Annotated in this window: 9 protein-coding genes; all 9 read left to right on the top strand. The window is 73.8% G+C overall.

The window, feature by feature from the left end:
* Positions 1–10 precede the first annotated feature (10 nt).
* The 9 genes from ABT296_RS30400 (at position 11) to ABT296_RS30440 (ending at position 14409) form a co-directional block, all read left to right on the top strand.
* Positions 11–2221 carry a TOMM precursor leader peptide-binding protein gene (locus tag ABT296_RS30400; protein ID WP_351931883.1) on the top strand — a complete coding sequence of 737 codons (2211 nt, stop codon included), beginning with the start codon at positions 11–13 and terminating at the stop codon, positions 2219–2221.
* Positions 2211–4163 (top strand): TOMM precursor leader peptide-binding protein, encoded by a 1953-nt coding sequence (locus tag ABT296_RS30405; protein WP_351931884.1) that lies wholly within the window; start codon positions 2211–2213, stop codon positions 4161–4163. The genes ABT296_RS30400 and ABT296_RS30405 overlap by 11 nt, the downstream gene beginning before the upstream one ends.
* Positions 4164–4247: 84 nt before the next feature.
* A complete protein-coding gene (locus tag ABT296_RS30410) occupies positions 4248–5828 on the top strand; it encodes a nitroreductase family protein (RefSeq protein ID WP_351931885.1) in 1581 nt (526 codons plus the stop codon).
* A gap of 16 nt (positions 5829–5844) precedes the next feature.
* On the top strand, positions 5845–8541 hold the full coding sequence (locus ABT296_RS30415; RefSeq protein WP_351931886.1) for a lantibiotic dehydratase: 2697 nt from the start codon (positions 5845–5847) through the stop codon (positions 8539–8541).
* Complete coding sequence (locus ABT296_RS30420) at positions 8529–9584, top strand: lantibiotic dehydratase C-terminal domain-containing protein (protein ID WP_351931887.1); 1056 nt, start codon at positions 8529–8531, stop codon at positions 9582–9584. Before ABT296_RS30415 ends, ABT296_RS30420 begins: the two co-directional genes overlap by 13 nt.
* A complete protein-coding gene (locus ABT296_RS30425; RefSeq protein WP_351931888.1) occupies positions 9581–10696 on the top strand; it encodes a zinc metalloprotease in 1116 nt (371 codons plus the stop codon). The genes ABT296_RS30420 and ABT296_RS30425 overlap by 4 nt, the downstream gene beginning before the upstream one ends.
* Positions 10697–10721: 25 nt before the next feature.
* On the top strand, positions 10722–11720 hold the full coding sequence (locus tag ABT296_RS30430; RefSeq protein ID WP_351931889.1) for an ABC transporter ATP-binding protein: 999 nt from the start codon (positions 10722–10724) through the stop codon (positions 11718–11720).
* Positions 11717–12472 carry an ABC transporter permease gene (locus tag ABT296_RS30435; protein WP_351931890.1) on the top strand — a complete coding sequence of 252 codons (756 nt, stop codon included), beginning with the start codon at positions 11717–11719 and terminating at the stop codon, positions 12470–12472. The genes ABT296_RS30430 and ABT296_RS30435 overlap by 4 nt, the downstream gene beginning before the upstream one ends.
* On the top strand, positions 12469–14409 hold the full coding sequence (locus ABT296_RS30440; protein WP_351931891.1) for a TOMM precursor leader peptide-binding protein: 1941 nt from the start codon (positions 12469–12471) through the stop codon (positions 14407–14409). Before ABT296_RS30435 ends, ABT296_RS30440 begins: the two co-directional genes overlap by 4 nt.
* Positions 14410–14531: the final 122 nt, after the last annotated feature.

Below are 14531 nucleotides of genomic sequence, written 5' to 3' on the forward strand. Positions count from 1 at the left end.
TGATCCCCGCATGCAGTCCGCACGGTACGAAGCCGTCGCGGCGTCGCGCCCCCGCATCCGGCGTGACGTCCTGTTCACCGAGACTCCCGACGGCGTCCTCTTCCACAACGCCGACGGCGGTTTCCGGCTGACGGCCAGATCGGCGTACCGCTTCGCCACGCTGCTCGTGCCGCATCTCAACGGCGACCACACGGTCGACGAGATCTGCGAGGGCTTCGGCGAACGACAGCGCGCCATGGTCGGCGAACTCGTCGGCACGCTCTACGAGCGGGGGTTCGCCCGTGACGTCCCCGCGCGGCCCGCCGACGACGTCGCCGACGCGTCCGAGCCGTCGGCCGCCGTGGCCCGCCGCTACGCGCCGCAGATCGCCTACGCCGACCACTACTCGGACGACGCCGCGCGGCGGTTCCAGCGGTTCCGCGACACACGCGTCGCGGTGGTCGGCACCGATCTCGTGGCGCGCTGGTGCGTGCTGAGCCTGGTCCGCAACGGCTGCGCCGCCGTCGGGGTGCTGCCCGGACTCGGCCGCGCGGAGATCGACGACGAGGCGTCCGCCGCCACGGCCGACGGCTGCCCCGTCGAGATCGGCGACCTGCCCGGGCCCGCGCCCCTCACCTGGGGCGCGCTCGACGGGTACGACGTCGTGGTGGTCACCGGCGGGGCCGAGGGCGCGCGCGTGGTGCTCGAACTCCTGCGCTCCGGTGTGCCGTCGGGCCGCACGCTCCTTCCGGCCTGGTCGTTCGGGCGGCTCGCGGTCGTGGGCCCGTCGATGACCGACCGCACGGCCGGCTGCTGGGTGTGCGCGGTGCTGCGCATGGGCGCGAACGAGGGTTCCGCCGCGGCCGCCGATCTGTGGAGCACGCTCGCCGTGCCTGGTGGCGGCGCGCCGGTGTCCGGGAAGCGTCCCGGACGGCCGCAGTCCGCGATGCTCGGCAATCTCCTCGGCTACGAGGTGTTCCGGACGGCGACCGGCGCGCTGCCCGCCGAGACGGCCGGGCAGATCGTCGTCCAGGACACGGAGTCGCTCGACGTGGTCGCGGAACCGCTGCTGCCGCATCCGCGCTGCCCCTGGTGCGCGGACGACACGGCGACGGAACCGCCCCAGGTGGACCTCGGCGCGGCGGACACCACCACCCTGACCCTGCCCACGGTCGACACGGCCCGCGAGGCGGACGATCTCGTCGAGGAACTCAACCGCCGCTCGCTGCTGCTGCGCCCGCACAGCGGGGTGTTCACCCGCTACGACGACGAGGACATCACCCAGACGCCCCTCAAGCTGAGCGTCGTCGCACTCGGCCTCGGTCACGGGCGGCCCCGCCGGGTCGCCGCCGCCGATGTCCACCATGTCGCCGGGGCCCGGCTCCGGGCGCTGTACCGGGCCGCCGAGAGCTACGCGGAGCACGTCGTGCCCGGCCGGCCGGTCGAAGCGCCGGACCGGGCCGTGCGCCTGGCACCGTCCGACCTCGCCATCGGTACCGGGATCGCCGCCGGTACCGGGATCGGCGGGGAGGACGCCGTCCACGGCTGGATCGCCGCGACGTCCCTGCTCACCAAGGAACACTTCCTCGTCCCGGCGGCGGCGGTGCGCCCCTTCGGCGCCGACAACGACGCGCGGACCTTCGAGGCGACGAGCGCCGGGCTGCGGGCCGGGGCGAGCGTGGCCGAGGCCGCCGCGCGGGGCATGCTGTCCGCCCTGGCCCACGACGCGCTCCGGCGGACGGTGCGCGGCGCCGCGGCGCACCGGGTCGACGTACCCGACGACGCCGACCCCGAACTCACCTTCCTGCTGCGCTCCACCGGCACCCTCGGGGCCGAGGTGGAACTCCTCGACCTCGGCGAGCGGGAGCGTTCCGGGGTGACGGTGATGCTGGCCCGGTCCGGTGCCCGCTGGGCACTGGGCGCCGACCTGGCGTACCCGGCCGCGCTCTCGGGCGCGCTGCGCGACCTGCTGGCGCAGGTCCAGGCGGAGCGGCAGTCGCTCGGCGCGGACACCACGTTCGGGGATCCCGAGCTGAGCGATCTCGATCCGCGCACGCTGTCCGTCGACGGGACCGTGACGGCCGGGGCGCTCCCCGCGGCGGGGTGGACGGACGTGCTGCTGCGGCTCGGCGAGCGGGGCCGTGACGCGCTGGTCGTCCCCGCGGGCTCGGCGGATCTGGAACGGGCGGGCATCCATGTGGTGCGGGTCCTGCTGACGGCGGAGGCCGGGCGTGTCGGCTAGCCTCACGGCCGGCGCACCGGGCGCCGGGACCGGGCCAGCGGACGCCCCCCAGCCGAGCGCGGTCCGCCTCATGGCGGGCCTGCTCAGGGCGGCCCTGGACCGTCAGGGGCACAGCGCTGTCGAGGCTTCGGTCCACGCGCTGGGGTTCGTCGACGCGTTCACCGACATCGCCCGCGGGAGCGGCGGAGCGGCGCGCGCGGTGCCGGTGCACCTGTACGCCGGGCAGGCGATCGTCGGCCCGGTCGGCTCCGGGACCTCGCCGTGCGCGCACTGCCTGGCCCGGCGCTGGCAGGCGGTCCGCTCGGTGGCTCTGCGGGACGCCCTCGAACTCGGCGGCGGGACAAGGGAGTCGGGGCCGTGGCCGTACGCGGTCCCGTTCGCGGCGGACGCCCTCGCCGCCCTGGTCGCCCGGGTGGCCGGCCACCCGGTGCGGGAGCCGTTCCCGGACGTCCCCGTGCTGGACCTGCGGTCGCTGACCGTACGCGGTTATCCGCTGGTGGCGGACCCGCAGTGCCCGGTGTGCGCGACCGACGAGCCCGACACGGCCGCCGGTGCCGCGCTCACCCTGTCCCCGGCGCCCAAGCACACGGCGGGCTCCTTCCGGCTGCGGCCGATCGAGGCGTACGACATCGACGTCGCCGCCTTCGCCAACCCGGTGTTCGGGGCGCTCGGGCCGTCCGTCGTCCTCGACGTGTCGTCCACGTCGACCTCCGCGACGATCGGCTGCTTCTCCATGCGGTCCGGGGAGTATCTGCGGGAGACGTTCTGGGGCGGGCACTCCGCCTCGTTCGGCACGAGCGCCCGCATCGGTGTGCTGGAGGGCCTGGAGCGGTACGCGGGGATGCGTTCGCGCCGTAAGCGGACGACGGTGCACGGCAGCCTTGACGAGTTCGGGCCGGACGCCGTGGACCCCCGGCTCGTCGGGCTCTACTCGCCCGCCTTCCACGAGGCGAACCCGCGCGTGGTGCCGTTCACGCCGGACCGGGTGATCCCGTGGGTGTGGGGTCACTCGCTGCGCGACGGCACGCCCCGGCTGGTGCCCGAGATCCTGACGTACTATCACGCGCCCGGTCTGGAGAACCGGTTCGTGCAGGAGAGCTCCAACGGCTGCGCGTCGGGGGGCTGCGCGGAGGAGGCCGTCTACTTCGGGCTGATGGAGGTCGTGGAGCGGGACGCGTTCCTCCTCGCCTGGTACGGGCGGCAGTCACTGCCCGAGATCGACCCGGCGACCAGCGCCCGCCCCGCCACCCGGCACATGGTGGAGCGGCTGGCGATGTACGGCTACCGGGCGCGGTTCTTCGACACCCGTCTCACCTTCCCGATCCCCGTCGTCACGGGCGTCGCCGAGCGGTTCGACGGCGGACCGGGCCGGATGTGCTTCGGGGCCGGCGCCGGGCTCGACCCGGAGTCCGCGCTGGACGCGGCGCTGTGCGAGATCGCCACCGACGCCGTCAACCTCCAGGGCCGGACGGAACGCGACGAAGCCCGGCTGCGGGCCATGGCCGCCGACTTCTCCCAGGTCACCGCGTTGCACGACCATCCACTCGTCTACGGCGTCCCGGAGATGGGCGTCCACGCCGACTTCCTGCTGCGCGCGGAACCCGGGGCCCCGCCGCTCGCCGTCGCCGACCTGGTGTGGCCCGACGCCTCGGGCGCGCCCGTGTCGGGCGACCTGCGCGAGGACCTGGAGCGGTGTGTCGACGCCGTGACCGCGGCCGGGTTCGACGTGGTGGTCGTCGACCAGACCTTGCCCGAGCAACAGCGCCTGGGACTGCACACGTTCAGTGTGCTGGTGCCCGGGCTGCTGCCGATCGACTTCGGCTGGTCGAGGCAGCGCGCCCTGGGCATGCCCCGCCTGCGGACCGCGCTGCGCGAGGCGGGCCTGCGCGAGCGGGACCTGACGGCCGACGACCTCAACCCGGCCCCGCACCCGTTCCCCTGACCGCCCTCCCGCAACACCTGACCGCTCCGACGACCGACCGCACGCCGCACCGACAGCAGAAGGCGACAGCAGAAGGAGAGTCCCGTGGGCTACGCCCATCAGTACGCGACGGCCATCATGCACCGCGGCCGGATCCCGATGGAGCCGGCCGACTTCGTACCCGACTGGGCGGACCGGCCGCGCAAGACCAAGCACTACCCGGGTGCCGAGACCCTCCCCCTGCCCGACACCGGCTACCCGGCACACGGCACGGTCACGGCCGGCTGCCTGCCCGGGGACGGGCCCGGCGCGGACGAGCGGTTCTCGCTGCCGCTGCTCTCCGGGATGTTGCTGGACTCCTACGGGCTGACCGGCCGGCGCCTCGGTGTGCAGGCCAACACCGATCTCGGGGCTCTCCCCCACTACACGCAGGCCAACTGGTCCCGCGGTACGGCCTCCGGCGGGGGCCTGTACCCGGTGAGCGTCTACTGGGTCGCGGGACCGTCCGGCCCGCTCACGCCCGGCGTCCACCACTACTCCCCGCCCCACCACGCGATGCGCCGGCTGCTGGCCGGTGACGTCAGCGGGGAGGTCCGCGCGGCGCTCGGCGGTTACGGGGAGGCGACCGATCAGTATCTGGTGCTGGGCGTGAAGTACTGGCAGAACGCGTTCAAGTACAACAGCTTCTCGTTCCACGCGGTGACCATGGACGTCGGGGCGCTGCTGCAGACCTGGCGGATGTGGGCGCGGGCCCGGGGCCTGAGCGTGGCTCCCGCTCTCTGGTTCGACGAGGAGCGGCTGAGCCGACTGCTGGGGGTGGGGGACGAGGAGGGGCTGTTCGCCGTCGTCCCGCTGCGCTGGGACACCCCGCCCGCCGGCCCCGCTCCCGAAGCCCGTGGCGCGGCCGTGGCGCGCCGGGATGTCGAACGGTCCCGCAGGGTGCTGGAGTTCGGCACGCTCCGGAGCATTCACCGGGCGACCGCCGAACACGCCGCCGAGCGGCCCGCGCCGGGCGCGCTGGCCGACAGCGCCCCCGCCGGGGCGGCCGGCTCGGGGGACGCGGTCGCGCTGCCGCCCGCCCGGTTCCCCGGCGTCAGCGTGCGGGACGCGCTGCGCTCGCGCCGCAGCAGCTTCGGCCGCTTCGACGCCACCGTGCCGATGACCGCCGAGGGCCTCGCCGCGACGCTGGCGGCCTGCGCGGCCACCCGCCTCGGCGGCGACGCCGAACCCGCGGGCACTCCGCGTCTGAGCCGGCTGTACGCCTTCGTCAACCATGTCGAGGGCGTCGAGCCGGGCGCCTACGCCTACGAGCCCGACACCCACACCCTGCGTCCGGTGGTGCCCGGTCCGCCGGGCCGTTTCCTCCAGGACAACTACTTCCTGTCCAACTACAACCTCGAACAGGCCGGCGCGGTCCTGGTGCCGACCGTGCGGACCACCGCCGTCCTCGACGCCGTCGGCGACCGGGGCTACCGGCTGGTCAACGCCGTCGTCGGCGCCGTCGCCCAGACCTTCTACACCGCCGCGTCCGCGCTGGGACTCGGCGCCGGTGTCGCCCTCGGCTTCGACAACATCTCCTACATCGAGGAGCTGGGGCTCGAAGGCACCGGGGAGGCTCCCCTGCTGATCATGCTGCTGGGCAACGAGCGCCCGCAGCCCGCCGACTTCCGCTCCGAGCTCGTCTGACCCGGGGGAATCCGCCGTGACACCCACATCCAGCTGGCAGCCCGGCCGCCGCTTCCTCCTGCGGGTGGCCGGGCTGCCCGTCGAATCCGTACGTGACCTGCGCTGTCCGGAGACCGCCCGCTGGGCCGACCGGGTCCTCGCCGCCGAGCGGGACCTCGTCGAGCGCGGCTCCGAACTCAGCGACCTGCTGCACGCGTTGGTGCCGGCCGGCGGCGCCGGTCGTCGCCTACTGCTCACCCTGCGCCGCGACGTGTTCAACAACCGGCTGCCGGCCCACTCCGCCGCCGCACTCGAACTGCTCGCGGAACTCGACCCGGCCCTGGCCCGGCAGACGGGACAGTGGCTGGAGGAGCGCCGCGCACTGACCGAACTGCTGGGCGCAGGAGGAGACTTGCTCGGCGCCGAACTCGCCCGTTCGCGTGCGGCGTTGCGTGGACTCCTGACGGAGGACCGGCTGCGGCACGGGCTGCTGCTCGCCTCGCCGACCCTCGAAGCGCGGCTGGGCCCGTACCTGCGGCTGGACGCGGTCGCCCGGCCCGACAAACGGCTGCGCAAGGTGGAGCGTTCGGTGCTGTCGTACGTCTACCGCACGGCGTGCAAGACCAGCCCCTTCAGCACCTTCACCGGTGTCGCGCTCGGTGAGTTCGGCGAGGGCGCCGATCCGGGGCTGCGGGTGCGCGACCGGTGGCGGGGCCGGGTGCGGCTGAACGTGGTCGTGCTGGCGCGCCTGGCCGAACTGGTGCTCGCCGCGGCGGAGTTGCGCGCGGATCTGCCGGTGCGGCTGGCCTCCGGGTGGGGCGGCGACGACCGCCGGGTGCGGTACGTGCGCCGCTGGGTGACCGCGGGCGACGACGACGCGGCGGTCACCTTCGACGCGGTCAAGGACCGGCTGTTCTTCCTGCGTCGCAGTGGCACCCTCGACCGGCTCATCGCCCTGCTGGGCGAACGGGACCTGCGCTACCGGGAGGTGGTCGACTGGCTGTGCGCCGAGCACGGGGCGGACGCCGAACTGGGTGAGGCCTACGTCGCCGCGCTGCTGCAACTGGGCATGCTCCGGGTGCCGTGCCTGGACACCGATGTGCACACCGGCGACCCCCTGGCCGCCTTCCGGGACAGGCTGCGCGCACTGGACCGACCCTGGGCGGACACCCTCGCGGCCGAACTCGACGACGCGGTCGCGCTGTTGGCGTCGTATCCGGACGCGGACACGGCCGGGCGGAGGGCGCTGCTGAGCGCGGTGCGCGCCTGCCTGGAGCGGGCACAGCGGCTGCTGGGCGCGGCGGACGTGTCGCTGCCGCAGACGCTGGTGTACGAGGACGCCGACGCGGGCGCCGACGTGTCGATCGGCCTGGGCGCCTGGACGGGGGCGGACGGCGGGGCGCTGCGCTCGGTGGAGCGGATCCTGCCCGCGTTCGACCTGACCCTCGCACAGCGCGTGACGTTCAAGGGGTTCTTCCTCGCCCGCTACGGCAGGGGCGGCCGGTGCGACGATCTGCTGGGCCTGGTGCACGACTTCCACGAGGACTTCTTCGACCAGTACCTGTCCTTCAGCGCCAAGCGCGTCCCCTTCGACGCGCGGGGCGAGTACGTGCCGGAGGAGAACTGGCTGGGGCTCGCGGAGATCAGGACGCTGGACCGGGGCCGGCGGACGTTCATCGACCGGATGCGAGCGCTGTGGGCCGCGCACACCGGCCCGGGCGACCTTGAGCTGCCGGAGGAGCACCTCGACGAGGTGGCGGCCGAACTAGCCGGTCTCAGCGCCCCGTTCACCCCGCAGAGCCACCATCTTCAGCTCACCTCGGAGGGCGGTGAGGCGCTGATGGTGCTCAACCGGTCCTACGGGGGTGTGTCGTTCCCGTTCAGCCGGTTCACGCATGTCTGGGACGAGCCGTCCGGGCCCGGTCTGTCCGGGCCGCTGCGTGAGCAGTCCGCGCGGCTCGCCCCGCCGGGAGCGGTGCTCGCGGAGGTGACCGGCGGTCCGGTCACCAGCAACCTGAACCTCCACGGGCGGCTGACGGACTACCAGATCGTGTGTCCGGGGGAGGCGAGTTCCGTGCCGGAGGACCGGCGCATCCCCCTCACCGACCTCCACCTGCACCACGACGAGGACGCCGACCGGCTGGTGCTGCGCTCGCAGCGCCTGGACCGCGAGGTCCTCCCGGTCTACCTGGGCTATCTGGTGCCGCTCGCCCTGCCCGAGACGGCCCGCACCCTGCTGCTGCTCTCCCCCACGTCACTGGCGCCGCTCGACGTGTGGGCCGGAGTCCCGCAGGGTCCCGCACACGGGGGCGTGACCCGCCGTCCGCGGGTGCGCCACCGGAACCTGGTCCTCGCCCGGCGCTGCTGGACCACCACCGCGGCCTCGCTGCCCACCCTGCCCGCCGGCTCCCCGGAGTCCGAGGTGTTCCTGGCCTGGCGGCGCTGGCGCCGCGAGCACGAACTGCCGGAGCGGGTCTTCGCGACCGTCTCCACCGGTCCCCGGGGCGGGGCGGGCGCCAAGCCGCAGTACGTCGACTTCGACAGCCCGCTGTCGCTGGCCGCGTTCGAGGCGCTGGTGAAGTCCCCCGAGGACCGGGTGGAACTGCGCGAGATGCTCCCGGCCGAGAACGGCCTGCACGTCGTCTCCGAGCGGGGCAGCCATGTGGCGGAACTGTCCGTGGAGACCTTCACCCACACCCCTCGCACCCAGGAGCACGCCCCATGTCCGAGCTGACCCCCTCCCCCGGCGCGTGGCAGGCCGTCCACGTCTTCTACGCCGCCAACCCGCAGCCGCTGCTGGTGAACTGCGTCGGCCCGCTGATCTCCGAACTCCGCGAGGACGGGCTGCTCGCCGGGCACTTCTTCATCAACTACTGGCTGGAGGGCCCGCACGTCAGGCTGCGGCTGCGGCCCGTGTCCGAGGAGGCGACGGCCGAGGTGCGCCGCCGCGCCGAAACGGCGATCGCCGCCTTCCTGCGGAGCAGGCCCGCCCTGTACGAGGTGGACTCGGGGTTCCTCAACGAGTTCTACAACGCCCTGTTCGAGATCGAGTTCCCCGAGGGTGAGCGCGGGGACTTCATGGGCGAGGACGGCCGGATGCGGCTGCGGCCCAACAACTCCCAGTCGTACGAGCCCTACGAGCCCGAGTACGGCAAGTACGGCGGTCCGGCGGGCGTCGAGCTGGCCGAGTGGCACTTCGCGCACTCCAGCGATCTCGTCGTCGAGGCGTTCGGCACGATGAACCTGCACCTGCGGACCGTACTGCTGGGCACCTCGGCGCAGTTGATGATGGTGATGGCGGGCTGCTTCCTGCCCGACGACGGTGAACTCGCCGACTACCTGGACCGCTACTACGAGTTCTGGCACAAGGCGTTCCCGGACACGGGGTTCATCGGCTCCACGGAGTACGACCGCAGCTACAGCGAGCTGGCCCCGCGGCTGGGCCGCCGTTTCAAGGAGATCCGCGCGGCCGTCACCGACGGGCGGCTCGACCGGCTGCCCGCCTTCCTGCGCGGCTGGGCCGCGCACTGCCTGGAGCTGCGCGAGCGGGCGGTGGCGCTGGCCGAGGCCGGGGAGCTGGTGTTCCGTTCCTGGGACGGCACCCGCGACGAGCGGGTCACCGACCCGGCGGTCGCTCTGCCCCTCCTCCTCTCCCCGTACATGCACATGACCAACAACCGGCTCCATGTGACCATCCGCGACGAGGCGTACCTCTCGCACATCCTCGGCCGGGTGCTGCGCGCGGGTGCCGTGGCGGACGCGGAGGCGGCGTCATGAGGCCGCCGGAAGCCGCCGGGCTCCTGTCCCAACGGCCGCGGCTCAGGCCGGAGATCCTGCTCAGCCCGCCGCTGCTGCGCGGTCCCGACACGGTCCATCTCATCAAGGACCCGCTGGACGGCGCCTCCTTCGAGGTGGGCCCGAAGGAGTACTTCCTCATCTCCCGGCTGGACGGGGAGCGGGATCTGGAGGAGATCGGCGCCGACTACGCGGCCGCGTTCGGACGGCGCCTGGGCGAGGCCAACTGGCGCCAGCTGCTGGGCCTGTTGGGCGCCAAGCGGCTGCTGGCCGGGGCAGCGGCCCACGAGGCGGCCGACACCTCTGGCGGACCGTCCCTCACCGGCACCCTCCTGCGCGGCAGCCTGCGCCTGGTCGCAGACGCCCAGGCCACCACCACCCGCCTGCACGGCGTGCTCCGCCCGCTGCTGCGCCCGAGCGTGCTGCTGGCGCTGCTGGCACTCTGCCTGGCCATGGAGGCCGTACTCGCCGCATCGGCCGGCACGCTGCTCAGCGACACCGGGTGGCTGCTGCGTCAACCGGTCGCGCTGGTAGGCGTGTTCACGCTGCTGTGGCTGAGCACCGCCGGCCATGAGCTCGCGCACGGCATCGCGGCCCGTCACCACGGAGGCACCGTCGGTGAGATCGGGCTGCGCTGGCGGCTGCCCGTGGCGATCATGTACTGCCGGGTGGAGAACTACCGCTTCCTCGCCCGCCGACGGCACCAGTTGGTGATCGGCGCGGCCGGCGCCTTCGCCAACCTGCTGTTCCTGCTGCCGTTCGCCGTGTGGTGGGCGGCGCTGGAGACGGACGACCCCACCCGCCGCGTCCTGTCCGGGCTGCTTCTGCTCGGCAGCGCCCAGGCGCTGGTCAACCTGCTCCCGCTGCCGCCGCTCGACGGCTACACCATGCTCGCCCACGCCCTCGGCGTGTCCGGGTACGCGCCGCAGAGCGCGCGCTACCTCAGACTGCGGCTGCGCGACCGGCGGGCCGCGTCCGCCTACCCGCGCCGGGCGCGGGTGCTGTACCTGGCATACGGGATCGGCTCGTCCGTTCTGGTCTGTCTGCTCGCGGCCGGTGCCGTCACCGCCGCGATTGTCCTGCTGACCCCCTGACGGGCCTGTCCCGAGGAGCTGTCCCATGACGGAGACGGAAACCGTGCCGGCGGACTCCGGCCACCCCGCGGCGGACGCCGCCATCGACGTCGAGGGGGTGAACAAGCGGTACGGCGCACGGCAGGCGCTGGACGGGGTGTCGCTGCGGATCGGCCGCGGCGAGTTCTTCGGCGTGCTCGGGCCCAACGGAGCAGGCAAGACGACCCTGTTGGAGATCACGGAGGGCCTGCGCCGGGCCGACTCGGGCACGGTCCGGGTGCTCGGCCGCGCCCCCTGGCCCCGGGATGTGGCGCTGCTGCCGCGGATCGGCGTACAGACCCAGTCCTCGGCGTTCTTCGTCCGGCAGAAGGCGCGTGAGCATCTGGCGACGGTGGCCGCCCTCTACCGCGCGGACCGGTCCGCGGTGGCGCGCACCCTGGAGTCGGTCGGGCTGACCGGGCAGGCGGACGTGCGGGTGGAGAACCTCTCCGGCGGTCAGCGCCAGCGGCTCGCCATCGCCTCGGCCCTCGTCCACGACCCCGAACTCATCTTCCTGGACGAGCCGACGGCCGCCCTCGACCCGCAGGCGCGCCGGGATCTGTGGGACGTGCTGCGCGGTCTGAAGGCCGCGGGCCGCACCATCGTCTACACCACCCACCACCTCGACGAGGCGGAAGCGCTGTGCGACCGCGTGGCGATCCTGGTGGAGGGCCGGATCACGGCGCTGGACACTCCGCGCGGGCTGGTCGCGGCGGCCGACGCGCCCACCTCGGTGCTCCTGCCCCCGGACCGGATGACGCTCGCCGAGGCGGCCGCGCTGCCCGGCGTCGACCGTGCCGAACTGCGGGGCGGCAGCCTCGTCCTGGAGACCCGGCGGTCCGGTCGGGTCCTGTCGGCGCTGGACGCGGCGGCGGGCCTGGACGGGGTGCAGACCCGCACCGCCTCCCTGGAGGACGTCTACCTCCAGCTGACCTCCCCGACCCGATCCGCCGACGCACCGCGTCCGCACCCCCCGACCGCCGAGAACACGGAGCACCGGGCATGAGCGCCTACGGGGCACTGACCTCCGCCGGATACCGGGCCCAGGTCCGGGACGCCGCCACCCTCTTCTTCACGTTCGCCTTCCCGCTGGTCTTCCTGGTGGTCTTCGGGCTGATCTTCAGCGGCCAGGACGTGGCGGAGACGGGCCGTCCCTACATCTCCTACATCGCTCCGGGAGTGATGTCCTGGGGCGTGGGCAACGCGGCCGTGTTCGGCATCGCGTTCACGCTGATGCAGTGGCGCCGGGACGATCTGCTGCGCCTGATCCGTATGACGCCGACGAGCCTGCCCACCGTCCTGGCCTCCCGCTACGTGCTGGCGCTGGCCGTCGGTGTGGTGCAGGCGGTGGTGTTCGTCGCGGTGGCGCTGCTGCCGCCGTTCGGCCTGGAGCTCGACTCCCGCTGGCCGCTGGCCCTGCCGGTGCTGCTGCTGGGCATCACGGCGTTCCTCACGATGGGCGTGATCATCGGCTCGTACGCGGACACCCCGGAGGCCGTCGCCGCCATCGCGAACTTCCTGATGGTGCCGATGGCGTTCCTGTCCGGTTCGTTCCTGCCGCTGGACATGATGCCGTCGTGGTTGCAGACGGTGTCCCTGGCGCTGCCGCTGCGCTACTTCAACGACGCCGTCACCGCCTCCCTCTCCGGCTCGGGCGGTCTCGGGGACATCGCGGTCGACTGCGGTGCGCTGGCCGCCTTCACCGTGGTCTGCGCGGCCGTCGCGCTGAGGACCTTCCGCTGGAGCAGCCGCACATGACCACGACGTCGACCGAGGGGCTGCCGCTGGAGGCGGCCCGGCAGCTGCTGCGCGACGAACTGGCCGAGCGGCGTCCCGCGGACCGGGTGCCCTCCGTGGTGCCGATCGGGGCGCGCGACGTGCTGGGCGGGACCGCCGGGGACCCGTGGGCAGCCGAACGCCCTTGTGCCACAGTGCATGTGACGGTCCGGCAGATCCTGGTGGGCCCGTGGGGCGGCGACCAGGACCGGCGCGCCTGCGGGACCTGTCTGGCGATGCGCTGGCAGCGGCTGCGCTCCCGTACCGAACGCGACGCCCTGGAGACCGGCAGCCCCCGCACCCTCGCCCCGCACTGGCCCGCGCAACCCGCCTTCCTCGCCGACGCCGTGAACCTGCTGCACGAGGCCGTCGTGGACCGCGCGCACGCCGTCCCGCCCGGCGCGACACCCGCCGACCGGTCGCTGCCGCAGGTGTCGTGCCTGGACACGGCGACGCTGACGATCCGCACGTACCCGCTGTACGCCGACCCCCTCTGCCCGCACTGCGGCACCCACGGACCGGACACCTCGGACTCGGCCCGGCTCGCCCTGCTGCCCCGGCCGAAGCCCGCCGCCGATGTCTACCGGCTGCGCCCGGCGTCCTCCTACCCGCTGGCGCCGGACGCGCTGGCGAACCCCGTCACCGGGCTGCTCGGCTCGGGGACCTGGCTCAACGTGACCTCCCCCACCACCGCACCGGTCGCGGGCAGCGTCTTCATGCGCGGCTACGCCGGACTGACCGACGTCACCTGGAGCGGCCAGGCCAACGGATTCTCCGCCAGCCGGAACCTGGCCTTCCTGGAAGGGCTGGAACGCTATGCCGGCACGCACCGGCGGCGCGGCACCGAACTGCTGACGGCGTCCTTCAACAGCCTCGGCCAGGACGCGCTCGACCCGGCCTCCTGCGGTTTCTACGCCCCCGAGACCTACCGCGACGACCCACTCGTCGACCCCTTCGACCCCGACCGCCCGATCCCCTGGGTGTGGGGCTACTCGCTGCGCGACGAACGTCCGCTGCTCGTGCCCGCCCGGCTCGTCCACTACAGCGCCGGGCTCGCCGCGGACAACTTCGTCTTCGAGTGCTCCAACGGCTGCGCCATCGGCGGCTGTCTGGAGGAGGCGGTCCTCGGCGGGCTCCTCGAACTGATCGAGCGCGACGCCTTCCTGCTCGCCTGGTACGGCGGAACCCCGCTCACCGAGATCGACCTCACCGCGGTCGGCGACCCGACCGTCCGCGCCATGATCGACCGGGCCGCGCTCCAGGGCTACGACGTGCACGCATTCGACAACCGGATCGACCTCGCGGTGCCCGTGGTCACCGGCCTCGCGGTGCGCCGGGACGGCGGAGCCGGGCTGCACTCGTTCGGCGCCGGCGCCTCGCTGGACCCGACCGCCGCACTGGAGGGCGCCCTGTCGGAGGTGCTGACGTACATCCCGCACCTGCCCGGGCAGGTGGCGGACCGGCGCGGCGAACTGGAGGCGATGGCCGCCGACTTCACGAAGGTCCTGCACCTCAAGGACCACGCCCAGCTCTACGGCCTGCCCGAGACGGCAGCACATGTGAGGCCGTACCACCAGCCACGCGCCGTCCTGCCGCCCGCCGAGATCTACGCGGAGTGGGAGGCCACCGGACGGCCGCGCACCGGCGACCTCCTCGACGACGTGGCCCTGTGCCGCGACGAGCTGGTGCGCGCGGGCCTGGATGTGATCGTCGTCGACCAGACCACTCCGGAGCAGGAGCGGATGGGACTGCGGACGGTCTGTGCGCTGGCTCCGGGCCTGCTGCCGATCGACTTCGGGTGGACGCGCCAACGCGCCCTGCTGATGCCGAGGTTGCGGACCGCGGCGCACCGCGGCGGGCTGCGCGCCACGGATCTGGCGGAGCACGAGATCCGACGGATCCCGCACCCCTTCCCCTGACCAAAGTGCGACGGCCGGGCCCGGCCCGCCCCCTCCCCCCCGCCGGGGGGCGGCGGCCGAGCCCTGGGCGAGCGGCTCCCGATCGGCGGGCAGCACCAGCCGGTAGGGGACGCAGCTAACAT

The organism is Streptomyces sp. NPDC000983, from assembly GCF_040299205.1.
Lineage (GTDB): Bacteria > Actinomycetota > Actinomycetes > Streptomycetales > Streptomycetaceae > Streptomyces.